This window comes from Streptomyces sp. NPDC028305 (genome assembly GCF_055569495.1).
This window is the reverse complement of the sequence record NZ_JBVHTN010000003.1, coordinates 1,029,977-1,052,843: the sequence shown is the minus strand read 5'-3', so window position 1 is coordinate 1,052,843 and position 22,867 is coordinate 1,029,977. Positions and strand designations below refer to the sequence as shown.

General features: G+C 70.4%; 20 protein-coding genes and 1 pseudogene. 14 read left to right on the top strand and 7 right to left on the bottom strand.

Translation table 11 applies throughout. The features are described from left to right. Window positions 1-41 precede the first annotated feature (41 nt). The 6 genes and pseudogenes from ACZ4WQ_RS15820 to ACZ4WQ_RS15795 form a co-directional block, all read left to right on the top strand. Window positions 42-584 (top strand): PadR family transcriptional regulator, encoded by a 543-nt coding sequence (locus ACZ4WQ_RS15820; RefSeq protein ID WP_311725114.1) that lies wholly within the window; start codon window positions 42-44, stop codon window positions 582-584. Beyond that, window positions 581-1,426: an ABC transporter ATP-binding protein gene (locus ACZ4WQ_RS15815; RefSeq protein WP_398376718.1), complete on the top strand. Its 846-nt coding sequence runs from the start codon at window positions 581-583 to the stop codon at window positions 1,424-1,426. The genes ACZ4WQ_RS15820 and ACZ4WQ_RS15815 overlap by 4 nt, the downstream gene beginning before the upstream one ends. Before the next feature lie 2 nt (window positions 1,427-1,428). Beyond that, on the top strand, window positions 1,429-3,204 hold the full coding sequence (locus ACZ4WQ_RS15810) for an ABC transporter permease (RefSeq protein ID WP_385345146.1): 1,776 nt from the start codon (window positions 1,429-1,431) through the stop codon (window positions 3,202-3,204). 60 nt (window positions 3,205-3,264) lie between these two features. Further along, on the top strand, window positions 3,265-3,534 hold the full coding sequence (locus tag ACZ4WQ_RS15805) for an MFS transporter (RefSeq protein WP_361184946.1): 270 nt from the start codon (window positions 3,265-3,267) through the stop codon (window positions 3,532-3,534). Between the two features lie 199 nt (window positions 3,535-3,733). Continuing rightward, window positions 3,734-5,899: an RICIN domain-containing protein gene (locus tag ACZ4WQ_RS15800; RefSeq protein WP_398376720.1), complete on the top strand. Its 2,166-nt coding sequence runs from the start codon at window positions 3,734-3,736 to the stop codon at window positions 5,897-5,899. A gap of 30 nt (window positions 5,900-5,929) precedes the next feature. After that, window positions 5,930-6,799 (top strand): annotated as a pseudogene (locus ACZ4WQ_RS15795) (ThuA domain-containing protein); the annotation flags it as partial. Between the two features lie 57 nt (window positions 6,800-6,856). Here ACZ4WQ_RS15795 and ACZ4WQ_RS15790 read toward each other — a convergent pair. Continuing rightward, window positions 6,857-7,210 carry a cupin domain-containing protein gene (locus ACZ4WQ_RS15790; RefSeq protein WP_385345140.1) on the bottom strand — a complete coding sequence of 118 codons (354 nt, stop codon included), beginning with the start codon at window positions 7,208-7,210 and terminating at the stop codon, window positions 6,857-6,859. Window positions 7,211-7,301: 91 nt separating this feature from the next. Between ACZ4WQ_RS15790 and ACZ4WQ_RS15785 the strand changes: the two genes are divergently transcribed. Further along, the gene (locus ACZ4WQ_RS15785) at window positions 7,302-8,750 is read left to right on the top strand and encodes an aminotransferase-like domain-containing protein (protein ID WP_398376721.1); all 1,449 of its coding nucleotides are present in this window, start codon (window positions 7,302-7,304) and stop codon (window positions 8,748-8,750) included. 65 nt (window positions 8,751-8,815) lie between these two features. On the opposite strand, the gene ACZ4WQ_RS15780 is transcribed toward ACZ4WQ_RS15785, so the two are convergent. Continuing rightward, window positions 8,816-9,952 (bottom strand): mandelate racemase/muconate lactonizing enzyme family protein, encoded by a 1,137-nt coding sequence (locus ACZ4WQ_RS15780; protein WP_398376723.1) that lies wholly within the window; start codon window positions 9,950-9,952, stop codon window positions 8,816-8,818. A gap of 37 nt (window positions 9,953-9,989) precedes the next feature. Then, entirely contained in the window at window positions 9,990-10,406 is a 417-nt protein-coding gene (locus ACZ4WQ_RS15775) for a RidA family protein (protein ID WP_358845373.1), read from the bottom strand. 72 nt (window positions 10,407-10,478) lie between these two features. Here ACZ4WQ_RS15775 and ACZ4WQ_RS15770 point away from each other — a divergent pair, with 72 nt between their 5' ends. From ACZ4WQ_RS15770 to ACZ4WQ_RS15760, 3 genes are all read left to right on the top strand, one after another. Beyond that, window positions 10,479-11,462 carry a LysR family transcriptional regulator gene (locus tag ACZ4WQ_RS15770; protein WP_358845372.1) on the top strand — a complete coding sequence of 328 codons (984 nt, stop codon included), beginning with the start codon at window positions 10,479-10,481 and terminating at the stop codon, window positions 11,460-11,462. Window positions 11,463-11,496: 34 nt separating this feature from the next. Next, a complete protein-coding gene (locus tag ACZ4WQ_RS15765) occupies window positions 11,497-12,192 on the top strand; it encodes an alpha/beta hydrolase (RefSeq protein WP_398376724.1) in 696 nt (231 codons plus the stop codon). A 173-nt stretch (window positions 12,193-12,365) separates the two neighbouring features. Further along, a complete protein-coding gene (locus tag ACZ4WQ_RS15760; RefSeq protein ID WP_398376725.1) occupies window positions 12,366-13,805 on the top strand; it encodes an SMI1/KNR4 family protein in 1,440 nt (479 codons plus the stop codon). On the opposite strand, the gene ACZ4WQ_RS15755 is transcribed toward ACZ4WQ_RS15760, so the two are convergent. After that, window positions 13,802-14,008, bottom strand: a complete 207-nt coding sequence (locus tag ACZ4WQ_RS15755) for a DUF397 domain-containing protein (protein WP_398376726.1) — start codon at window positions 14,006-14,008, stop codon at window positions 13,802-13,804. The genes ACZ4WQ_RS15760 and ACZ4WQ_RS15755 overlap by 4 nt on opposite strands. Continuing rightward, window positions 13,968-14,834, bottom strand: coding sequence for a helix-turn-helix domain-containing protein (locus ACZ4WQ_RS15750; protein WP_385345120.1), 867 nt, complete (start codon window positions 14,832-14,834; stop codon window positions 13,968-13,970). Before ACZ4WQ_RS15750 ends, ACZ4WQ_RS15755 begins: the two co-directional genes overlap by 41 nt. A 255-nt stretch (window positions 14,835-15,089) precedes the next feature. On the opposite strand from ACZ4WQ_RS15750, the gene ACZ4WQ_RS15745 reads away from it, so the two are divergent. After that, window positions 15,090-15,257 carry a hypothetical protein gene (locus tag ACZ4WQ_RS15745; protein ID WP_398376727.1) on the top strand — a complete coding sequence of 56 codons (168 nt, stop codon included), beginning with the start codon at window positions 15,090-15,092 and terminating at the stop codon, window positions 15,255-15,257. A gap of 53 nt (window positions 15,258-15,310) precedes the next feature. On the opposite strand, the gene ACZ4WQ_RS15740 is transcribed toward ACZ4WQ_RS15745, so the two are convergent. Continuing rightward, complete coding sequence (locus ACZ4WQ_RS15740; RefSeq protein ID WP_385345114.1) at window positions 15,311-16,561, bottom strand: glucuronyl esterase domain-containing protein; 1,251 nt, start codon at window positions 16,559-16,561, stop codon at window positions 15,311-15,313. A 375-nt stretch (window positions 16,562-16,936) separates the two neighbouring features. Here ACZ4WQ_RS15740 and ACZ4WQ_RS15735 point away from each other — a divergent pair, with 375 nt between their 5' ends. Continuing rightward, complete coding sequence (locus tag ACZ4WQ_RS15735; RefSeq protein WP_398376729.1) at window positions 16,937-18,508, top strand: DUF2207 domain-containing protein; 1,572 nt, start codon at window positions 16,937-16,939, stop codon at window positions 18,506-18,508. Between the two features lie 33 nt (window positions 18,509-18,541). On the opposite strand, the gene ACZ4WQ_RS15730 is transcribed toward ACZ4WQ_RS15735, so the two are convergent. Continuing rightward, window positions 18,542-20,755 (bottom strand): hypothetical protein, encoded by a 2,214-nt coding sequence (locus ACZ4WQ_RS15730; RefSeq protein ID WP_398376730.1) that lies wholly within the window; start codon window positions 20,753-20,755, stop codon window positions 18,542-18,544. A gap of 237 nt (window positions 20,756-20,992) precedes the next feature. Between ACZ4WQ_RS15730 and tnpA the strand changes: the two genes are divergently transcribed. After that, window positions 20,993-21,421 (top strand): IS200/IS605 family transposase, encoded by a 429-nt coding sequence (gene tnpA, locus ACZ4WQ_RS15725; protein ID WP_385345248.1) that lies wholly within the window; start codon window positions 20,993-20,995, stop codon window positions 21,419-21,421. Beyond that, window positions 21,418-22,638: an RNA-guided endonuclease InsQ/TnpB family protein gene (locus tag ACZ4WQ_RS15720; protein WP_398376731.1), complete on the top strand. Its 1,221-nt coding sequence runs from the start codon at window positions 21,418-21,420 to the stop codon at window positions 22,636-22,638. Before tnpA ends, ACZ4WQ_RS15720 begins: the two co-directional genes overlap by 4 nt. Window positions 22,639-22,867: the final 229 nt, after the last annotated feature.

Genomic DNA, 22,867 nt, shown 5'->3' with positions numbered 1-22,867 from the left:
AACCGCTATCTATTGAGGCGTCGCAGAGGAGAGGGTGGTCCGTGCAGGACGTGGTGCTGGCGCTGCTGGCCAAGGAGCCATCGCATGGGTACGACCTGCGCAGGCGGCTGGCGGCGGCGCTCGGCCCGTTGGGCGAGACGCTGAACGCGGGGCAGATCTATGTGACGCTCACCCGGCTCGAAAAGGCGGGGCTGGCCGTCCAGGAGCGTGAGGACGAGTCGCAGCGCGGCCCGCGGCGCAAGGTGTACGCGCTGACCGCGGCCGGGCAGGAGCGGGTGGCCGCGTGGATGGCCGAGGACCCCGGTCCCAGAGCCGACGTGGCGGAGTTCCACCTGAAGCTGGTGGCCGCCGCCGAGTCGGGCCTGGCTGATCCGCTCGCGCTCGTGGGCGCGCGGCGGCGGGAGCTGATGCGCAGCCTCGCCGAAGCCCAGCACGCCGCTCTCGCTCACGACACGGGCTCGGAGGCCGGGCTGCTTCTGGAGGGCATCGCGCTCCGATTGCAGGCCGATCTGCGCTGGTTGGAGGCGTGCGAGCGGACCTGGTCCGCCCGCACACCGCGTGGGAAAGGCAGAGGAAACGGATGACGAGAAACCGTCAGCGGGCCAGGGGCCGATCGCAGCGGAGGGGCGCGGACGACAGCCCGGGAGCGGGATGGGCCGGCGGCCCACCCGGTGCGCCGGCCGGGCCGGTGCTGCGCGCGGTCGGCCTGGCGCGGGTGTACGGGGAGGACGAGAGCGCGGTGTGGGCCGTCGACGGGGTCGACCTCGATGTTCCCGCCGGGCAGACGCTCGCCGTGACCGGACCCAGCGGCTGTGGCAAGTCCACGCTGCTCCAGCTCCTCGGCGGTCTTGACCTGCCCACCGAGGGCGAGGTGTGGCTCGGTGGGCGGCGCGTCGACGACCTCGGCGAGCGGGCGCTGGCCCGGCTGCGGCGCCGCGCCGTCGGGTTCGTCTTCCAGGCCTACCACCTGATGGACGAGCTGACCGCGGCGGAGAACGTCGAGCTGCCCGCGCTGCTCGCGGGCGCCTCACCGCGCACCGCCCGCCGCCGTGCCGCCGAACTCCTCGATCAGGTCGGGCTCGCCGACCGGGCCCGGCATCTGCCCTCGGAGCTGTCCGGCGGGCAGCGGCAGCGGGTCGCCATCGCCCGCGCCCTGGTCAACAAGCCGCTGGTGGTCCTCGCCGACGAGCCCACCGGAAACCTCGACAGCGCCGCGACCCAGGACATCCTCCGGCTCTTCGACGAGTTGCGCGCCGCCGGCCAGACCCTGGTCATGGTCACCCACGACGAACGCGTCGCCGCCACCGCCGACCGCATCGTCTCCCTGCGCGACGGCACGCCGGCCGACGACACCCTCCTGAACACCGACAGCGGCAGCGACAGCGGCACCACACGGCTCGGCACGCTCTTGAGCTGGGAGGACTGACCGTGGGACATCTGCTGCTGATATGGCGCCTGGTCCTGCGCGACATGCGCCGCCGACCCGGCGAGGCCGTCATGTTCCTGCTCGCCGTCACCGTCGCCGGCGCCAGCCTGACCCTCGGCCTTGCGACCAACGACGCCGTGGTCAGCGGATACGCGAAGACCCGCGCGGCCACCGCGGGACCCGACATCATCGCCACCACGACGGCCACGGACCCGTCCGGCGTGGCCGAACGCCTGGCGGACGCGCCCGGTGTGGCCGCGCACGCCGACCCGGTCTTCGCGTTCGACACCTACATCAAGGCACACGGCAAGACCGCGCACTCCTCGGTCGAGGGGCGCGAGACCTCACCATCCGCCGTGGACCGGCCGCTGGTGACCTCCGGCACCTGGGTGCGTCCCGGCGGCGCGGTGCTCGAACGCGGCTTCGCGCAAGCACTCGGCGTGCGCGTCGGCGACCGCGTCACCATCAGCAAACGCGACTATCCGGTCGTCGGGACCGCGATCAGCGCGGCCACCGCGGTGTATCCGTGGAGCGACACCGCGCAGGGGGGCGGGCCGTCCGACTTCGGCGGCAGGATCTGGCTCACCTCAGCCGACACCCGCGCGGCAGCGGGCGACGAGCTCAGCGTCCACCTGATCCACCTGAAGCTGACCGATCCCACCGCGACGAAACGATGGCAGGACACCGTGTTCGGCCGCGACCGCGAAGTCGACTCCACGGTCAGCGTCCACTACTGGCAGAACGTCCTCCAGACGGACCTGGCCATGATCAAGGACACCCAGCCCGCCCTGGTCGTCGGCGGCTGGCTGCTCGCCATCGCCGCGATCGTCACCCTCGCCGCGCTCGCCACCACACGCGCCGCCCGCGACAACCGGCGTGCCGCACTGCTCAAGGCCGTCGGCGCCGGGCCCGCCACCGTCACCGCCGTCCTGCTGGCGCAGTACCTGCTGCTGACCCTCCTGGCCTCCGCGCTCGGACTGACCGCCGGGACGCTGGCCGCGCCCCGCCTGGTCGATCCCAGCGCCGGGCTGCTCAACAGCGTCAGCCCTCCGGACTCCGACACCGTCACCGCCGCGATCTTCCTCGCCGTCGTGGTCGCTCTGACCGGTGCGCTCGGCCCCGCCCTGCGCGCCGCCCGCACCAGCACCGTCCACGCCCTGGCCGACCCGGCTCACCTGCTCACGCGCCACCCGCGCCTGAACGCCATGACGGCGCATCTGCCCACCTCGCTCCTGCTCGGCATCCGGCTGCTCGCCCGCCGGCCCGGCCGCGCCGTCCTGGCCTCCGCCGGCACGGCCGCCACCACCCTCATGGTCACCGCCCTGCTCACCTGGCACACCGAACTCGGTGCGAGGCCCGACGTCAAGCGGTTCGGCCCCATCGAAGTGCGGGCCGATCAGACCGGCCAGGTGCTGCTCGCCATCACGCTCGCGCTGGTGGCGCTGTCCACGCTCAACACCGTGCTCCTCGGCTGGAGCACCGCCGTGCAGGCCCGGCGCGCCCTGTCCATCGCCCGTACCCTCGGCGCCACACCCGGCCAGGTCGTCACGGCGCTCTGCGTCGCGCAACTCCTGCCCGCCGTGCCCGGAGTGGCGGTGGGTGTTCCGACCGGGCTCGGCCTGTACTGGCTCTTCGGCACACAGGTCACACCCCCGGGATCGTGGCTGCTCACCGCCGCGCTCGCCGTACTGCTGGCCATCGCGGCGTTGACCGCGCTGCCCGCGTGGGTGCACACCCGCAGCCCCGCCGGGCGCGTCCTCAACACCGAACCCGCCTGACGGCTCTCCACGGGTGCCGTATTCCGCCGCAAGCGGCCGGCCGCCACCGGGCGTCGGCTGGTGCCGCTGGTGCCCGCGCTGATGTTCATCGCGCTCGTCGTCGCCGTCGTCGGCAGCCTCGGCGCGCCGCTGATCACCTCGGTGGCGGGGGAGTTCGAGGTCTCGCCGGCCGCCGCGCAGTGGACGCTCACCGCCCCGCTGCTGGTCGGCGCGGTCGCCACCCCCGTGCTCGGCCGGCTGGGCACCGGCCCGCGCCGCCGCCAGGTCATCCTCGCCACCCTGGCCATCGTCGTGGCGGGCAGTCTGGCGCGTTCAAGTCTTTTGGGGTGATCCTCGGGGGAAACCCTTTGCTTGCTTCACCTCTTGACGTCTTTGGTGCAGACCTTTAGGTTCACCCATCGCCGCCGGCCATCCGCCGACTGCCCCCACGGCGACAGGAGGACCTGTGCTCCGAATCTTGCGTCAGGTCAGAGAGGGCAGCGGCAGTCGCAGCCGCCGCCTCAGATATGTCCGCGCCACACGCGTCTCGATGGCGGCCACCCTGGTCGCGTTCTCGGCCGCGTCGCTGCTGACCGCCACCCCTTCCCAGGCAGCCGCAACCGCGGCCGCGGCCCTGCCCACCGAGTGGGCCACCGTCGTGAACAGCGGCAGTGGCAAGTGCCTGGACGCCCGGTCCGCCGCGACCGCGAACGGCACCGCCGTGCAGCAGTACGGCTGCAACACCTCCACCGCCCAGCAGTGGGGTTTCACCGCCACGAGCGACGGCTACGTCCGGATCAACAACCGCAACGACGCCAACCAGGTCGTCGACGTGACCGACGTGTCCACCGCCGACAACGCCCCCCTCCAGCTGTGGGCGTACGGAGGCGGCGACAACCAGCAGTGGCAGGCCGTGGACGAGGGCGGCGGCGCCTACCACTTCGTCAACCGGCACAGCGGCAAGTGCCTGGACGTCCCCTCCGCGTCGAGCGCCGACAGCGTGCAACTGGTGCAGTACACCTGCAACGGCACCGCGGCCCAGCGCTTCCAGGTGGCGCCTGTGTCCACCCCGCCCGGCGGCGATGTGGACCTCGGCCCGAACGTGGTCGTCTTCGATCCGTCCATGCCGTCGGCCACCATCCAGAGCCGGCTGAACTCCATCTTCCAGCAGCAGGAGACCAACCAGTTCGGTTCCCAGCGCTACGCGGTGATGTTCAAGCCGGGCACCTACAGCAACGACGTCAACGTCGGCTTCTACACCCAGGTCCTGGGGCTCGGCCAGTCACCCGACGCCGTGACGATCAACGGCGCGGTCCACGCCGAGGCCGACTGGTTCCAGGGCAACGCCACCCAGAACTTCTGGCGCGGCGCCGAGAACCTGTCGGTCACCCCCAACGGCGGCACGGACCGGTGGGCCGTCTCCCAGGCCGCCCCGTACCGGCGGATGCATCTGCGCGGCAACCTCGCCCTGGACGACGGCGGCTGGTCCAGCGGCGGCTACCTGGCCGACAGCAAGATCGACGGGCAGGTGCGGTCCGGCAGCCAGCAGCAGTGGCTGACCCGCAACGCCCAGCTCGGCAGCTGGACCGGGTCCAACTGGAACATGGTCTTCGTCGGCAGCCAGGGCGTACCGGGCAACAGCTTCCCCAACCCCCCGTACACCACGGTGGACCGGACCCCGGTGTCCCGCGAGAAGCCGTTCCTGTACGTGGACGGCTCCGGCGCCTACAAGGTGTTCGTGCCCTCCACGCGCACCGACTCCACGGCCACCAGCTGGGCCGCGGGCAACGCCCCCGGCACCTCCCTCCCGCTGGACGACTTCTACGTCGTGAAGCCCGGGGCGACCGCGGCACAGATCAACACGGCCCTGGCCGCGGGGAAGAACCTCCTGGTCACCCCCGGCGTCTACCACCTCAACGAGACGCTGAAGGTGACCCGCGCGGACACCGTGGTGCTGGGTCTCGGCCTCGCCACCTTCATCCCGGACAACGGCATCACCGCCATGACCGTCGCCGACGTCGACGGGGTCAAGGTCGCGGGCGTTCTCTTCGACGCGGGAACGACCAACTCGCGCACCCTGATGGAAGTCGGGCCCACCGGAGCCTCCGCCTCCCACGCGGCCAACCCGACCTCCCTGCACGACGTGTACTTCCGCGTCGGCGGCAGCGGCGTCGGCAAGGCCACCACCAGCCTCGTGGTCAACAGCGACAACGTCATCGGCGACCACATGTGGATCTGGCGCGCCGACCACGGCAGCGGCGTCGGCTGGACCAGCAACACCGCGGACACCGGGCTCGTCGTGAACGGCGACGACGTCACCATGTACGGCCTGTTCGTCGAGCACTACCAGAAACACCAGACGATCTGGAACGGCAACGGCGGCCGCACGTACTTCTACCAGAACGAGATGCCCTACGACCCGCCCAACCAGGCGGCCTGGATGAACGGCTCCACCCAGGGCTACGCCGCCTACAAGGTCGCCGACTCCGTCACCAGCCACCAGGGCTACGGCTTCGGCAGCTACTGCTACTTCAACGTCAACCCGGGCGTCACCGCCGAGCACGCCATCGAAGCGCCGAACAACCCCAACGTCCGCTTCAAGGACATGGTCACCGTCTCGCTGGGCGGCACCGGCACCATCCGCCACGTCGTCAACGACCGCGGCGGCCCGTCCAACTCAGCCACGAACGTGGCCAACCTCGTCAGCTATCCGTAACGGCAACGGGAAGGAGCCCCCATGCCCAACATGCGACGCACCACACCGTCCCGGACGGTGTCCGCGGCCCTGCGGCTGCTGGCCCTGCTGGCCGTACTTCTCGGCCTGACGGCAGCCCCCGCCGCCCACGCGACGACGCACACCCCGAAGACCCCGAGGGCGCCGTTCAAGGTGCTGGCCCTCTACAGCGGCACCTGGGACGCCGCGCACATCAACTTCGTCCACGAGGCGAACGACTGGTTCCCCAAGCAGGCGGCCCAGAACGGCTTCACCTACACCGCCAGCAACAACTGGAACCTGCTCGCGGACGGCGGCGTCAACGGCTACCAGGTCGTCCTCTTCCTCGACGATCTGCCGCAGACCGCGGCCCAGCGCACCGGCTTCGAGCGGTACATGCGGGCCGGCGGCGGCTGGATGGGGTTCCATGTGTCGGCCTTCACCACGGAGGCCCAGAACTGGTCCTGGTACCACAACCAGTTCCTCGGCAGCGGCAACTTCAAGTCCAACACCTGGGGCCCGACCACGGCCAAACTGAAGGTCGAGGACCGCACCCACCCCGCCACCAAGAACCTGCCCGCCCTGTTCACCTCGTCGGTGAGTGAGTGGTACAGCTGGTCGAAGGACCTCCGGCAGAGCCCCAACATCAAGATCCTGGCCTCGGTCGACCCGAGCAGCTTCCCGCTCGGCACCGACCCCGACCAGAGCTGGTACAGCGGCTACTACCCGATCCTGTGGACGAACACCACGTACAAGATGCTGTACGCGAACTTCGGCCACAACGCGATGGACTACGCGAACAACACGCCCCTGTCGTCCACCTTCGCGAGCGAGACCCAGAACCGGTTCCTGCTCGACGGCCTGAAGTGGCTGGGCGGCGCGGCCACCACCGCTCGGCCGTCGGCCGCGTGATCCTGACACCGCCGTGCCCGGGCACCGAGCTGACCACCGAAGCGTGCTTCAGCTTCCGTACTGCTTGGTGTCCGGGTGCTCGATGAGCAGGATGTGGGCGGTCTCCTCGGCAACGGGGCGGTGCCGCACCCCCCTGGGCACCACGAACAACTCGCCGGCCTGCAACACCACCGGCTCCCGCCCCTCCAGCTGAATCTGAACGCTGCCGTCCCAGCACAGGAACAGCTCGTCCTCATCGTGGTGGTGCCAGGGAAACTCGCCCTCCAGCCGGGCCACGCGCACGACGGTGGTGTCGTTCACCATGGCCAGACTGCGCTGCTGGAAGGGCCCGGGGAGCGTGGTGATGGCCTCGGCCACCGATACCGCGGCAAGGTCACGCAGGTTCTCACGTCGTGTGGTCATGCCATGATCCTCGCCGTCGCCATGCCCGGCTCACAGAGCCAATGCGCCACAATTGGTCCGCTCAGCGAACCAATAATGAAAGCTCTGGATCATGCCCATGGACCCGGCCGACCTGGCCGACCGCCTGGGCCGGTGGTCGGCCGGCCGCGGTCCGCTGTACCTCCTGCTCGCCGCGCGGCTGCGGCGCCTTGTCGACGAGGGCGAGCTGCGCCCCGGCACCGGGCTGCCACCCGACCGGGCCCTCGCCTCCGCGCTCGCGGTAGGTCGCGGGACCGTGGTCGCCGCGTACGAGCAGCTGCGTACGGAGGGCCGGATCGTCCGGCGCCAGGGAAGCGGCACCCGCGTGGCCGGACCCTCCCGCCCCGGACCTCAGGAGACCACCGGGGCGCCGGTCTTCCTCCACCTGCTGGAACCCCAGGCCGACGACGTGATCCTGCTGGCGTGCGCCGCCCCCGACGCGCCTCCGCCGATCCTGCTGACGGCCTACGAGCGGGCCCTGTCCCAGCTGGCCACGGTCACGGGCGACATCGGGTACCACCCGTCGGGCCACCCGCACCTGCGCCGCGCCGTCGCCGACCACTACACCCGCCGTGGCGTACCGACCGATCCCGAACAGGTCCTGATCACCAACGGGGGCCAGCAGGCCCTCTCCCTCCTCGCCCGCGCGTTCGTCGAGCCCGGCGGTACGGTGCTGGTCGAGGCACCCACCTACCCCGGCGCGCTGGAGGCGTTCCACGAACGGGCCGCGGCACTGCGGACGCTCCCCACCGGCCTCGACGGCTTCGAAGCGGCGGTCCGTACCCCTTCCCGCCGCCCGGAGCTCGCCTACCTCGTGGCCACCCACCACAACCCCACCGGATCCGTACTGCCACCGCTGGCGCGCCGGAGACTCGCGGTGGCGGCGGCCACCGCCGACGTACCGCTCATCGACGACGAAGTCCTCGCGCACCTCGCCTTCCCCGGGCAGCGGACACCCCCTCCGCTCGCCGCGTACAGCGACACGGTCATCACGGTGGGCTCCCTCGGCAAAAGCGTCTGGGGCGGGCTGCGCATCGGCTGGATACGAGCCACCAGGCCCGTCATCGACCGCCTCGCCCGTCTCAGGGCGGTCCATGACCTCGGCGGAAACCTCCCCGCGCAGCTCGCCGCGGCCGAACTGCTGCCCCGCCTGGAAACCCTGTGCCAGGACATGGCGGCGGCCCGCCAGGCCCGCCATGACCACCTGCGCGCGGAACTGGCGCAACAACTGCCGCAGTGGCAGGCCCTACCGGTCACCGGCGGCCAGACCCTGTGGGTGCGCCTCCCCCACGGCGACGGCGACTCCTTCGCCCAGACGGCCCTCCGCCACGGTGTGGCCGTCATTCCCGGCAGCGGACTGGACGCCTCCGGGGGCAGCAAGGAGTTCATCCGCATCCACTGCTTCGCCACCGTCGACACCCTGACCGAGGCGGTGCGGCGCCTGGCGACGGCCTGGCACGCGTACGGCGGCGGCCACGGCCGAGGCGACCCGGCACCGGCGCCGCGGTCGATGGCTGTATGACGTCGGCCCACCGTGTCAGGAGGACCGGAGGGCGGCGCGCCGGCGGTAGCGAAATGGAGCGTGTCTCAGTTGACGGAGCGAGCGTCATGCCCGTGCCTCCGTGCCTCCGTGGGTTCCCGGGCTTCTGCTGCGACCAGGCCGGAGATGCCCAGGCCCGGCGCGTCGGGCAGCACGACCGCAGCGCCTTGGTACCGCATGCCGCCGACGACGGCGGGGCGCTGGAGCCACCACACCGCGTCGAGGTCGCTCACCATCGTGGTCCCGTAGGCGGCTACCAGGCTGGCCGCGGCGCCGGTGCCGATCTCGCTCTCCAGCATGCAGCCGAGGATGGTGCCCATGCCCTGGGCTCGCGCCAGTTCGAGGAGGGTACGGGCGGCGCTGAGTCCGCCGCTCTTCGCCAGCTTGACGTTGACCAGGTCCGCCGCGCGCCGGTGGATCACCTCCACCAGGTCGCGCACGTCGAAGACGGACTCGTCCGCCATGATCGGGGTCTCGACGCGGTCGCTCACCCAGGCCAGGCCCGCCACATCCCGGTAGGCCACCGGCTGTTCGACGAACTCCACCCCCATGCCGGCGTCCTCCAGCGAGCGGATGACCCGTACCGCCTCGCGGGGCGTCCACCCCTGGTTGGCGTCGAGACGGATCCTCACCTCGGGGCCGACCGCCTGGCGGACCGCCGTCACGCGGTTGATGTCCGTGGCCGCGTCCGTGCCGACCTTGACTTTCAGCGCGTCGAATCCCTCCGCGACCCGGCTCTTCGCCGCCGTGGCCATGCTGTCCACCGTGCCGACCGCAAGGCTCACGTCGGTGGGCACCACCAGCCGGGAGCCGCCGAGCAGTCGGACCAGCGGGATCCCGAGGCGGACCGCGGCGAGATCGTGGAGCGCGATGTCCACCGCGGCCTTGGCCGGCTCGTTGCCGACCACGGCGCGGCTGACCCTGCGACAGTTCTCCACCAGGTCATCGGCGTCGCGACCGATGAGAAGCGGGGTGAAGACCTCGGTGACGCAGGCCTCGCTGGAGGCGAGTGAGGATCCGGTGACAGTCCACACCTCCGGCGCCTCGCCGAAGCCGGAGCGCCCGTCGCGGTCCACGATCTCGACGACGACGGTCGAGACGTGGGTCAGGTGTGCCAGGGCGGTGACGAACGGCGTGTGGAGGGGAGCCACCAGACGGTGGACATGGACAGCGGCGATGGTCATCGATCAGGCCTCGTCAAACTCAGGGTCGAGGGGGCCGTCACGTGGCAGCCCGCCGCCGGGCGTACGCCTCGATCTCGATCTTCATACGGGGGTCGGAGAGGCCGCACACAAGCATGGTCGCGGCCGGGCGGATCCCGCCGAAGGCGCGGCGCAGGGTCGGCCAGCACGGCTCGAAATCCTCGCGGTCGGGAAGCATGTACCGCACCCTGACCACGTCGGCGAGGGTGCAGCCCGCCTCGGCCAGCGCCGCCTCGATGTTGCGCAGGCACTGCTCGGCCTGCTCCACCACGTCGTCGGAGATCGTCATGGCGGCGTAGTCGAAACCGGTCGTCCCGGAGACGTGCACCCAGTCGCCGTCCACCACGGCCCGGGCGTAGCCGATCCGCTCCTCGAACGTCGAACCGCTGAGGATCGCGCGCCGCTCCGCCGGTCGCTCCGGCAGTCGCTCTGTCATGCGCCGAACGCTAGGTGACCTGCACCGATACGTCCAATACTCGCCCAGGACCGGTCTGATATGCATCGGCGTATGGAACGTCCCGAACTTCCCCTCCAGCAACTGCACGCCTTCGTCGTCCTCGCCGAGGAACTCCACTTCGGCCACGCGGCCGCCCGCCTGGGCATCACGCAGCCCCCGCTGAGCCAGCAGATCCGCCGCCTGGAGGACACGGTGGGCCACGCGCTGTTCACCCGCGCCCCCAGGGGCGTCGGGCTCACCCCGGCGGGCCGGGAGCTGCTGCCCGCCGCCCGGCAGGCCCTCACCGGCCTCGCGGACGGCCTGGCCGCGGCCCGGGCGGTCGGCGGCGGGCTCGCCGGGCGGCTGCGGATCGGCTTCGCCGCCTCCCTCGCCCTCACCGTCCTGCCCGGTCTGCTGCGCACCTTCCGGGAGCGGTTCCCCGACGTGCGCCTGGACATCCACGAGATGACCACCGCGCCGCAGCTCGCCGCCCTGCACGACCGGGCCATCGACGTCGGCCTGCTGCGCGAGCCGCCCGCCGACGAGCCTGGGCTGGCCTTCAGGACCGTCCTGACCGAGCCCTTCGTGGCCGTCCTGCCGTCCGGGCACCCGCTCGCGGCGCAGCGGGTTGTCCGCGTCGGGCAGTTGGCGGACTCGCACTTCGTCCTCCTGCCCCGCGCGGCCGGACCGGGGCTGTACGACCGGATCACCGGCCTGTGCGCCGAGGCGGGCTTCACGCCCCGGCTCGCCCAGCACGCGGTGGAGTGGCAGACCGTCTGTGCCCTGGTGGAGACCGGTCTCGGCGTCTCCCTGGCCCCGGCCGGAATCCGCCGGCTGCGCCTCAAGGGGGTCGCCTTCCGCGGGATCGGACCCGGCGCCGCCCGCACCCGGGTCGCCGTCGCCTGGCGTCAGGACGACCCGAACCCCCTGGTCGCCCGCCTCCTGGCGGCCGTCGGCCAGGACCCGCCGACGGCCGCTCCCGGGGCCGCCCTACCCGTCCGTAGCGCTTCCGCCCCGGCCGGCGCGAGTGGGCCGCCGCGAGTTCGGCGAGCATAGGTGGCAGGCCGGCGAGTCCGACGTGGAGGTGGCGATGAGAGTCGTGTTTGTGCACGGGGCCTGCGTGCGGGACGGATCGTGGTGGTGGCACCGCACCGCCGAGCTGCTTCAGGAACGGGGGGTGCCGAGCGTGGCCCCGGCACTGCCGAGCTGCGGCGAGGCGGGCCTGCCCGGCGGCGTCGGCGGTCCGGGGCTGCCCGAGGATGTTGCCGTCGTGCGGCAGGTGCTACAGACCGGCGACGAGCCGACCGTCGTGGTCGCCCACAGCTACGGCGGTATCGTCACCGCGGAAGCCGCGGCGGGAATCGGGTCGGTGCGCCACCTGCTGCTGATCTCCAGCTACCTGCCCGAGGTCGGGCAGAGCCTGTCGGAGTTCGGGGACGGCAGCCCCGCCCCGTTCCTCGACGTCGACCCCGACGCCGGCACGTTCGGGGTCCGCCCCGAGCTGGTCGCGGACACGTTCTTGCAGGACTGCGACCCCGAGGTTCAGGCGGAGGCGGCGGACCACCTTGCCCGGCAGAGCGTGCGGGTAACCGGGCAGCCGGTCGGGGCGGCCGCATGGCAGCAGTTGCCCTCGACGTACCTCGTCTGCGCTCAGGACCGGGGCACCCCGCCGCGGCTCCAGCGCGAGTTCGCCCGCCGGGCCGGCAGCGTCGTCGAGTTCGACGCCGGCCACCACCCGTTCCTGTCCCAGCCCGCAGCGGTCCGGGACCTGCTGCTCAGCCTGTGACGGCAGCCGCGGACGAGCCGGGCGGGCCGCGCTGGAGGCGGACGGCCCGGTGCCTCCGCGCGAAATCGCCACCCGCTCGGCGGACCTCGCAGGGGCGGGGGTTACGGGCGGTTGTCGTACCCCCGTGCTGTGCTTGTCCTGTCGCAGTGGCCTCGGGATGAGGGAGCACATCGGTGAACCGTGAGCAGTGGCGTCCGTTCCTCCAGCAGTGGAGCGAGGAGTGGGTCGACAGCCATGACCCCGAGAAGGACGCCGAGCTGGACGAGGCCGTGGTCCGTGACCGCTGGCTCGGCTTCGCCCCGGCGAGCGAGGAGGAGATCGCGGCGGCCGAGGCCCGCTTGGGCTGCACTCTGCCGGTGTCACTGCGCGAATTCCTGGCGGTTACCAACGGCTGGCGGGACGCGGGCTGCTTCATCTACCGGCTGGCCGGAACGGCTGAGTTGCAGTGGCTGGCCGACTCCGACCGGGACTACCTGATCGAGATCTACGACGAACTCACGGAGGGCGAGGATGAAGAAGAGGAGGAAGAAGACGCTGACGTGATCAACGAGGGAGCGGTGCTGAGGCGCTCTCTGCTCGTATCGCTCGATGGTGACGCGGCGGACATCTTCCTTGACCCCGGGGACGTGAACGAGCGCGGGGAGTGGACCGCTTACTGGCTCGCTTCGTGGTCGGGGGCCGGGCTGGAGCCTTTCGACTCCTTCCACGAGTTGATGTATGACCAGTACAAGTCGTTCCATGCTTTGCGGAAACCGGAGGGGGAGACCAAGGACCGCTGGGACGAGAAGGTGGAAGAGGCCCGGCTCGCTGCTCTCGAAGGTGAAATAGACAACCCGTTGAAGGTGCTGACCGAGGCCGAAGCATTCGGCAACGAGCGGGCTCTGCTTCTGCGGTTCCAGATGCTGACCATGCTCGGCGGCGGTGAGCAGAGGGGCGGGATCAGTCATGTCGTGAACTACGCACACCATCCCGACATCCTGCAACACCCCATATTTGCAACTGAGTTGCTGCCTCTTGCCTTCGAGGAGGACCGCACTCGCGATCTGCCGTACGGATGGTCGACGCTGCGATTCTCCAAGGAGAACGGCCCGGAATGGCTGCGGTCGCTCATCTCCGACCACGAGGCCCGCCGCGCTGCCCCTGGCTGGCAGCTCTCCTTCGGCAACCCGGAATTCGACGCCGCTGTCCACCACATCACGGACCGACTGGCCGCCGACCCCGCGTTCCAGGTTCCGGACCCGTATGAGGGGCAGCGACGGTACGCGGCCGACGAAGAGACGTTGGTGGGCGACCAGTGCGTCATGCGAGTGGAAATGCGGACCCTTTCCGTCTCCACGGTCCTCGTCAGCGAGGAATCGGAGGACGGCGTGCCGGTCGACTTCGAAGTGCACGACCCCTTCGGCGCATATGACCGGGCACGGGAGCGTCAGCGACAGCTCATTGACGCGGCCTGGCCCGAACTGAAGGAGGCGATGCGGCTATGGCGCCCGCTGCATGAGGACCACATTGCCCCCGTGGTGCTGTTCGCCGACCCCATGCTCGCCGAGATGATCAGCGGCGAGCGGGGGCGGGAAATCCTTTCGATGTGTCGGGAAGACCGGCTGGAACACTAGGCGGTGGGTGCCTTGAGGGTGGTTATGAACGCGGCCCAGGAGCGGGAGGGGAATATGAGGGCGGGGCTGTCGGGGTTCTTGGAGTCGCGGACGGGGATGAGGCCGGGGAGGTTGTCGGCGACCTCGACGCATATGCCGCCGTCGTTGTTGCTGTAGCTGCTCTTACGCCAGGCGGCGGTGCTCAGGTCCGGTGTCGTCGCCATGAGTCCAGTCCTTCATTACGGCTTGGATCATCGCCTCGGAGTCCCGGGGCGAGAGGGCCATGGCCCGTAGCAGATCGTAGTTCTTCCGGAGCTTCGCAACGTCGTCCTTGTCTTCGATGACTGTCCCGAAGCGACTGCCTTCCCTGTAAGCCAGCATCGGCTCGTCCGGCACTGAGTAGAGCACGAGGGAGTTGCCCGCTTCCGCATGGTGGCCCGCGCTGAACGGCAGCACCTGGAGGGTCACGTATGGATGTGTCCCGTGCTCAAGCAGGGACTCCATCTGCCGCTGCATCACCTCCGGCCCTCCCGCCGGGCGGCGTAACGCCGCTTCATCCACGATGAACCAGCACTCCGGCGGAAGAGGCTGGTTCAGCCGTGCCTGCCGGTCGAGGCGAGCCTTGAGCAGCGCCTCGATTTCCGCGTCCGGAGCATGGCGGTGTCCGATGCGCAGCGACGCCCTCGCGAGTTCGGCGGTCTGGAGCAGCCCGGGGATGGTGGCGCACGAGTACTCCTCGATCACCATCGCCCGGCTCTCGACCTCAGTGGCCCGCCGGTATTTACCCGGAAAGGGCTCGTTCTTCGCGAGCGCGTACAGCCGCGCGAACAACCCGTCCGTCCCGAAACACGCGTCCAGCTTGGCCGGAAGGTCGTCGTACGGAAGGCACTCCGCCGCCTCGATCCTCGCAAGGTGCGACTTGCTGTAGTTCAGCACCTCCGACAGCCGCCGCAGCGACATATCCGCCTTCTCGCGGTGGCGGCGGATCTCCGCGCCGAAGAGGTCGCGTGCGGAGCGGTCGGGGAAGAGTTCGCGTGGCTGAAAAGGCATGGCGTATCCCTCCGTGTCCCGTTGATCTCGCGGGGACGACTGGCCTCTTCTGAGCATACGCATCGGAGCGCAACGATGTGCACACTCACCGTAATTGGCCGTGGAAGGAAAGGACCCCGGCGGCCGTGTGCGCGGCCCCGGGGCGCGGTCAACCCGAAGTAGGAGCAGGTCGACATAGATGAAGCTACCGAGCGCGTCACCCCCCGCCGCAAGGGGATTTCCCGCCGTACGAAGGCCGAGCCGGACGTCCCCCGGATGACCATGCGCGTGTACCGCGTGTCCCCGGAGACCGGCGCGGTCACGGAGGAGCTGGGCAAGGTGATCGTCATGATCAAGGACAAGCTCGCGCCCTTGCAGTCCAGCCAGTTCCCGCCCTGCGAGTGCCCGCTGCACCGCGACCGTAACGCCCCCTGGTACCGCTGAGCCGCGACCGGCTGCCCACGGAGCCTCCTCTGTGGGCAGCCGCGCGACGCTGGCTAATCAGCGAGGGTCGGAGTCGTCCAAGTCCGCCATTCGGAGAGGTTGCCCGGCTTCTTGCCCGAGATCCTTATCGAGCCCGCTGCGCTGCCCGTCTTCAGCAGGTACTTCTGGATGTTCTGCTGTAGAGGGGTCTTCCACTCGGACCTGACGGCGCAGTGGTTGCCGTCCTGGATGTCCGACCAGTAGGTGATGTTGTCCCCCGCGCCGAGCGCCTTGTAGACCTCCGCTCCGCCCAGGGCCGCCACGCTCCCGGATTTGGCGCCGAGCCAGTCGATGTGGGGGTTCTCCATGATGAAGAGCCCTCGCGGCGCCACCATGGCCACGATCTCGTGCGTGTCCAGCGGCAGGGTGGCCGGGTTGCCCGTGAAGGAGCCGAACGCGTCGCCCAGCCACGGCTGCTCGGAGTAGGCGCTGCTCAGGGGCTGCGAGCCGCTCTCTCCGGGAATGCCGCGGAAGATCGGAGCGCCCGCCGTGCCCGACTCGATCGGCATGGTCAGGGCGATCCGCTGGTCGAAGGCGCCGATGGCGAAGGCACCCTTGCCGTAGCGCGAGCAACCCGTGACGCCCATCGCGTCCGCCTTGAGGATGTTGCCGCCGGACTGCTCGATGACGTCGATGATCCGGCTCACGCCCCAGGCCCAGGCCATGAGCACTCCGGTGCTGCTCTGCGCGCCGTAGATGCTGTAGTACGCGCCCTGCTTGTTGTTCCGTGGCGTGCCCTCCCGGCCGACCGCGAGGGGGTCGTAGCTGATGACGGCGGCGCCGGAGGCCTTGATGGTGGCGGTGTCCGCGCCGAATCCGCCCACGACCACGACGGCCGGGAAGGGGCCGGAGCCACTGGGCAGTTCGACCTTCGCGGAGAAACTGGAGCTCTTGCCCTGGTCCGACACGTTCACCGTGATGTTGGTGTTCGAGACGGTCCCGGTGACACTGGCGGGCTTCGCGCGTTTCTCGCCGTAGACGTACTTCTCCGCGAGCTTCTTGATCTCCGCTCGCCGGCACCGCCAGTCGGACTTGGTGGAGATGCGCGTCCCGTTGAGCCGTGTGAAGGGGTCGGGGAGCTTGGAGTTGGCGGTCAAGGAGCCCGGGTCCTGTACGGCGCAGTCGGCGCCGTCGTCCTCGACGCCGGGGGCGATGCGCGCGGCGGCGCCTGCTGCCTGTGTGTTGAGGGTGGTGGCCGTCAGGCTCACGGCGGCCACGAGGACCGCGGGTACCCACGCCCGGGGGCGATATCGATGAAAGCGCATGAGGGGACCTCCATAGGAAGGCGCGTGGCGACGGCAACGGGCCCCGTTGGACTGGCATGGAGTCAGGCGCCTGCCGGGCACGCCAGTTGATGGGAAGTGCACCCATGGGAGCGCTCCCACTGTAGGAGTGGGCCGAGTGGGCGGCAACACCCGCAACACCCGCAACCCGAGCGGATTTCGATTTCCGCTGCAACGGGCTGTGCGGTGCCCCAGGGCCGGGTACGCTGCCGGTCCTCATGGGGCGACCGGGGGGTGTCCCGAGACAAGGGGGGACTTGTCTTGAGCGGTGGAGTGAACAAGGGGAGAGATACAGGCAGGACGAGAGCCAAGTACCGGACCGGGGAGCGGTCGCGTCGGCGCGGCAGCCTGATGCGGATGTTCCTCGCGGTGCTGCTGCTCGACCTGATCGTCATGTCAGTCGGCGGGCTGGGCCCGAGCACCGAGCGCGTGACGAGGATGTGGATCAGCGCCGAGATCGCCGAGGACGGCAGCGCCCGGATCACCGAGGTGATCGACTACGACTTCGGATACCGCGACTCCACCCTGAACGGTATCCACCTCGACATCCCGGGCCGGTCCTTCGGCAGAGTGGGCGGGGTCAGCGCCACCGAGGACGGCGTCCCGGTCCCGCACGAGCTGAGGACCGACGGGTTGCGGACCCGCATCGCCGTGGGCGACCCGGACCGCACGGTCGTGAGCCTCCATCGCTACCGGGTCCAGTACACGCTCAAGGGCTTCGTGCAGGACGGCAGACTCGTCTGGCCCGCGATCGGCACCGGGTGGGAGGTCGACCGCGACAACATTGAGATCCATGTCGTGGCCCCGCACGACCTCACCGACGCGCGCTGTGCGCAGGACACCACGGATTCCCGGGGGAGCTGTACGGCCGAGAAGCCGGAGCCGGGCCACCTCGTCGTCACCGTCGACAAGCTCGGGGCGGGAAGCGGCATCACGCTGTACGCCTCCGGTGCGCGGAGCGGACCCGCCAGTGGGGCGTCCGCTCCCCGGCCGCCGTCCGGAGCGGCCGACGGTGACGCGCGCGTCGACCCGGCGTCGACGGCCGTGGTGGCGGCGGGCGTCGCCCTGTGCAGCGCCCTGCTGGTGGCGCGGGTGCTGCGCCTCGTCGGCCGCGACCGGCTCCCGGGCCCGCTCACCCCGGCCTCCGCCCCGCCGGGGGACTTGAACCCCATCCAGGCCGGCATCCTGCTCGCCGGGCGGGCCGGGCCCTGGCAACGGGTGGCGTGGCTGCTCAACGCGGCCATCGCCGGTCACGTCGCCATCAACGGTGGCCGGCGGTTCACGTTTGTGTGGCGCCGGGGCCCTGGTGACGCACCGGTGGATCCGGCCACCGAGGCCATGCTCGACAACATCTTCCTGGGCCGAGAGGAGTTCGTCCTGAGCGTGCACGGCCAGCGCTTCCAGAGCGCCTGGCGCATCCTCGGCGATCAACTGGAGGACTGGCGCCGTACCAGCGGGCACTGGGATCCGGAGGGCGAGCGCCGATCCCGGACGGCGCGGCGGATCGGTATCCCCGCCGCGCTGCTGGGTCTGGCCGTCGCGACCTTCGGCAGCGTGCTCAACACCTGGATGAACGGGGCGGGGTGGCCGACCGTCGTCGCGGGCGCGGTGGTCGCGGGCACCGGCATCGCCCTGTGGCTCCGCGGCTGGGAACTCCAGACCCGCACTGCCCACGGCACGGCGATGTTGCTCCAAGTGGATTCGTACCGGCGCTTTGTGGCCGAACGGAAAGCGGACGGCAGCCGATCGCGGCTGGATGCCGTGTGGGGGGTGGCGCTGGGGGAGTCCGCCGGTGCGCGGCGGGTGGTTGCCGCGTCAAGGGCGGCGTCCGGCGCCGGTGCCGTCGGCCGTCTGACCACGCGGGCCTGGTACCCGGTGACGGCGCTGGGCCTGATCGCCGCCCTGGTGGTCGCCGAAACCGAGCAGTGACGCCCGCGCGTTCTGGTTCCGCCGCGCCGAGGGTCAGTCCTGCGCCTCAAGGGCCTCGCGTACGAAATCGGCCGCCCAAGGGGCTCCCTCGGCGGGCCACTGTGCGACGAGCCGCGAGATCAGGGCCCGGTGGTCCGCCAGCCGGGGCTCGTCGGTGAGGCCCAGGGCGGCCGTGGCCTGCACCTCCAGTTCCTCGCACCCGGTGGCGCGCACCAACTCCTCGGTCGCCGCGTTGCCCGGGGCATCCCGCAGTGATCCCAGCGCGCTGGTGCGCTGCGATACGGGAAGGCTCTCGTCGCGGGCGAGGGCTCCGAGGGTGCTGATCAACTCGGTGTCCGCCGCGTTCGTCTCGTAGAGGAACCCGCTGACCGTGTACAGGGCGCAGCTGCGCACCTCGGGGTCGGTGGCCTGCCGCAGCACCCCGGCGAGCAGTGCCGCGTCGCCCGGTTCCCATGAGCGCGCCACGCGCAGCGCGTTCAACGCGCTCAGGTGGTTGGCACCGGCCGGTGACGGGGGCCGGCGCAGCGCCTCGCGGGCGCGGGCGAGCACCTGCGGGGTGTCGACGGCGCGTGCCTGCTCGCCGAAGTGACGCTCAAGGCCCTTGTCGTGGTACCAGTGGTCCAGCGCGATGCCCACGGCCACCTCCTGGCCGCTGTCGAGCAGTGTGCGGAGCGCGCGGTGGTACGTGTCCTCGTCGCCGGGGGTGCGCAGTTCGCGGTGCGCGCGGTAGAGGCCGGGGTCGGCGAGCCGATGGCCTTCCCAGTGGACGCTGTGCATGCCCCCGAACACCGCCCTGCGGACCAGGTCGGCGTCGTGCGCCGAGGACATGACCTCAACCGGCCAGCCCTCCACCGTCTCTTCGAGCAGTTCGCGATGCTCGTCGATGCGCTCCGGGCGGGACAGCCGCCAGGCCGCCTGGACGTGGATGTCCCAGTCGTCGCCGGCCAGGGCCCGCAGCAGCAGCGGGTTGGCCTCGGGGCCCAGAGCCTCGCCCAGCACGCGAAGTGCGGTCTCGTGGTGGCCGGACCGGGACGGGTCGAACACGAAGCGGCTGACGATGTCGACAAGTCGTTCACGATCGGGTCCGGGGTCGGCTGCTTCGTCCGCGTCATCCGTGTCCAGCACTCCGTACGCGACCCAGAGAGCCTTTTCGCGCACCCCGTCGCTCGTGGCCCGCTCCAGCACCTCGGCGATCAGCCTCGCGTCCGATGGTTGCGGCCAGCGGGCGCCGATCGCGTTCAACGCGCTGATGTGGTTGGCGGCCTCGCCGGTATCCGGACTCAGCTCGGGTGGCGACGGCGGATCGCCCAACACCTCCCAGGCCCGGGCGACCACCTCGGGCGCGTACGCCTCGATCTCGTCCTCGTGGAGGAGGTTGCCCAGCCCCTGCCAGCTCTGGAAGTAGTCGAGCGCGATGCCCGCGGCCGCCGGGTTTCCGCTGTGGAGCAGGGTGCGGAAGGCGCGGTGGTAGGCGTCCTCGCTGCCGGTGGGAAACATCAGCTCCGCGTGGGCGCGTTCCAGCTCCGGATCGCTGTCCAGCCGGGTCCCGAGCCAGTAGATGCTGTGGAACCCGGTCAGCGCCTCCCGCACCAGGCTCGCCGGGTATTGCGCGTCCTGTGGCCACGTGGCCGCCAGCCGCTCGACATGCTCCCGGTGGTCATGGAACCGGCCGTTTGTGGTGAGCCCGAGGGCACCGTAGACCTGCATCCGGTGCTCGCCCGACTCGGTGGCGCGGACCAGGAGGGCCGTCGCCTCGGGGTCGTCCGCCTCGAACACCGCGTGCAGGGCCTCCGTGCGTTCCCCCATGTCCTCAAGGCTTTCGTCAAAGGCCACGGCGCCGAGCGCGGCGACCAGCCGCGGGCTCGGCGTCTCGGCCGCGTCCAGCGCGGTGGCGGCGGCCGAACAGGCGGCGGAGCGCACATTCGCGTTGGTGGCGAGGGCCAGTGCGTCGGCGATGAGGTCCGCGTCGGCGGGTTCGGCGATGTTCATCATCGCGTTCAGCGCGCTCGCGTGGTTGGCGCCCGTGAAGGTGTTCTCGTCCTCGGGGGTCGGCGGCCGGCGGAGCAATTCGCGGGCCACGGCGAGTGCCTCTGCCCCGTACCGCTCGACCGCGCTCTCGGCACCGAACCGGGTCAGCGCCCCGGAGTACTGGAAGTGGTCGAGCGCGATGCCCGCGGCGATGGTGTTTCCGCTGTGGAGCAGGGTGCGGAAGGCGCGGAGGTACGCCTGCTCCTCGGTCGGAGCCATCAGCTCGTGATGCGCCTGCTTCAGTTCCGCGTCGGGCAGTTCGCAGCCTTCCCAATGGAAGCTGTGGAAGCCGGCCACCATCAGGACCTAGCCAGGGGACGCCCCGCTTTAGCGGGGTGGGGAATGGCTTCTTTGGCCTGCTCTGACCTCAGTGGGGCCCATGGATCTGCACTGTTCACCTGTACTGCCCTCTCTGCCGCATTAGACCTGCGGCGTGTGTATAATTATCGCGTGACTGTGACCAGGAAGGTTCGCCGGTTCTCCGGTGGCGTGTACGACCTCGGGCTCCACGTGGTGTGGTGCCCGAAGTACCGCCGTCCGGTCCTCGGCGGACGGGTCGCGGAACGCCTGGACGAGCTGATCCGGCAGAAGGCCGAAGAGAAGGGCTGGGAGATCGTGGCCCTTGAGGTCATGCCCGACCACGTGGACCTCTTCGTCAAGCACGACCCGAAGTCGTCCGCCTCGTACGTGGCGAACCAGTTCAAGAGCTTCACCTCCCACGTCCTGCGGGCGGAGTTCCCGCACCTGAAGTCGCGGATGCCCACCCTGTGGTCGTCGTCGTACTTCGCCGCCTCGGTCGGTGCCGTATCGGCAGCCACGGTGGAGAGGTACATCAACACCCAGTGGGAACGCCCCCGGAAGAAGGAAAAGGGGGACGCCTCGTGATACGGGCGTACAAGTTCCTCCTTCGACCCACGGTGCGCCAGCAGCAGGCTCTTGCCGAGATGCTCCGGGATCACTGCTCGCTCTACAACGGTGCGTTGCAGGAGCGCCGGGATGCCTACCGGCACAACTCCAAGATCTCGATCAAGTATGGGGGCCAGTCCGCCCAGCTCAAGGAGATCCGGGCGTTCGATCCGGAGCGTCAGGGGCGCTGGTCGTTCTCTTCGCAGCAGGCGACCTTGCGCCGCCTGGACAAGGCGTTCCAAGCGTTCTTCAAGCGGGTGAAGGCCGGTCTCACACCGGGGTACCCGCGCTTCAAGGGCGTGGGGCACTTCGACACGGTGGCCTTTCCCAAGGACGGCGACGGCTGCCGCTGGGACTCCACGCCGAACGACCGGCAGACCCACGTGCGTCTGCAAGGTGTCGGGCATGTACGAGTGCACCAGCACCGGTCTGTTCGCGGCCGGGTCAAGACGATCAGCATCAAACGGGAAGGCCGCCGCTGGTACGTCGTCCTCGCCTGCGACGAGGTTCCTGCCGAACCGCTCCCCGCTACCGGCAGCATCGTCGGCATCGACATGGGCACGGTGCACTTCTTCACCGACTCGGGCGGCGCGCACAAGCCGAACCCGCGCTTCCTGGAAGCGATGGCCGACGAGCTGACTGCCGCCCAGCAGCACCTTTCGATGTTCCACAAGCGCACCCGACGTCGGACGAAGAAGCACCGCGCCGCAGCCCGGAAAGTCGCCAAGCTGCACGCCAAGATCCGGCGTCAGCGTCTGGACCACCACCATAAGACGGCCCTGTCGCTCGTCCGTGAGAACGACGTGATCGGTCACGAGAAGCTGAACATGGCGGGCATGACCAAGAGCCCGCAGCCCAAGCCCGACCCCGACAACGACAGCGCGTTCCTGTCGAACGGCGCCGCCGCCAAGGCCGGGCTGAACAAGAGCATCCTGGATGCGGGTTGGGGACAGTTCCTCGCGATCCTGGCGAACAAGGCTGAGAGCGCCGGTCGCCGAGTGATCGCAGTGGACGCCCGCAACACCTCCCGCACGTGCCCGCTCGCCGCCGGAGGCTGCGGACACGTTGCCAAGGAGAACCGCGCCACCCAATCGAAGTTCGAGTGCGTCAAGTGCGGGTTCGTTGAGAACGCCGACACGGTGGGCGCGCTGAACGTTCTGCACAGGGCCGGGCTGGTCCTCTGCGACGGTGCGTAGCCACCGATCCAGGAAGCCCGCGACTTTAGTCGTGGGTGGAGTCACGTATCCGCGTCTCCTTTCCGGGGGCCACCGAGCCTATCCCGTTGCACCGGGGCTCAGTTGTCGGTCACTGCTGCTGGAATGGGGCCGAGACCGAGCAGCCGCGGGGGAGCCGCATGACCAGCCCGCAGAGCCCGCAGAACCGCAGATCACCGAGCTGCTCCAGCGGGTGGCACACAGCATGGCC

Bases quoted from the DNA above. Each gene is read 5' to 3' on its own strand.
- ACZ4WQ_RS15800 (WP_398376720.1), top strand. From the start codon at position 3,734: ATGGCGGCCACCCTGGTCGCGTTCTCGGCCGCGTCGCTGCTGACCGCC.
- ACZ4WQ_RS15770 (WP_358845372.1), top strand. From the start codon at position 10,479: ATGGAACGTCCCGAACTTCCCCTCCAGCAACTGCACGCCTTCGTCGTC.
- ACZ4WQ_RS15745 (WP_398376727.1), top strand. From the start codon at position 15,090: ATGACCATGCGCGTGTACCGCGTGTCCCCGGAGACCGGCGCGGTCACG.
- ACZ4WQ_RS15785 (WP_398376721.1), top strand. From the start codon at position 7,302: ATGCCCATGGACCCGGCCGACCTGGCCGACCGCCTGGGCCGGTGGTCG.
- ACZ4WQ_RS15815 (WP_398376718.1), top strand. From the start codon at position 581: ATGACGAGAAACCGTCAGCGGGCCAGGGGCCGATCGCAGCGGAGGGGC.
- ACZ4WQ_RS15740 (WP_385345114.1), bottom strand. From the start codon at position 16,561: ATGCGCTTTCATCGATATCGCCCCCGGGCGTGGGTACCCGCGGTCCTC.
- ACZ4WQ_RS15775 (WP_358845373.1), bottom strand. From the start codon at position 10,406: ATGACAGAGCGACTGCCGGAGCGACCGGCGGAGCGGCGCGCGATCCTC.
- ACZ4WQ_RS15730 (WP_398376730.1), bottom strand. From the start codon at position 20,755: ATGGCTCCGACCGAGGAGCAGGCGTACCTCCGCGCCTTCCGCACCCTG.
- ACZ4WQ_RS15735 (WP_398376729.1), top strand. From the start codon at position 16,937: ATGTTCCTCGCGGTGCTGCTGCTCGACCTGATCGTCATGTCAGTCGGC.
- ACZ4WQ_RS15790 (WP_385345140.1), bottom strand. From the start codon at position 7,210: ATGACCACACGACGTGAGAACCTGCGTGACCTTGCCGCGGTATCGGTG.
- ACZ4WQ_RS15750 (WP_385345120.1), bottom strand. From the start codon at position 14,834: ATGCCTTTTCAGCCACGCGAACTCTTCCCCGACCGCTCCGCACGCGAC.
- ACZ4WQ_RS15780 (WP_398376723.1), bottom strand. From the start codon at position 9,952: ATGACCATCGCCGCTGTCCATGTCCACCGTCTGGTGGCTCCCCTCCAC.
- ACZ4WQ_RS15765 (WP_398376724.1), top strand. From the start codon at position 11,497: ATGAGAGTCGTGTTTGTGCACGGGGCCTGCGTGCGGGACGGATCGTGG.
- ACZ4WQ_RS15755 (WP_398376726.1), bottom strand. From the start codon at position 14,008: ATGGCGACGACACCGGACCTGAGCACCGCCGCCTGGCGTAAGAGCAGC.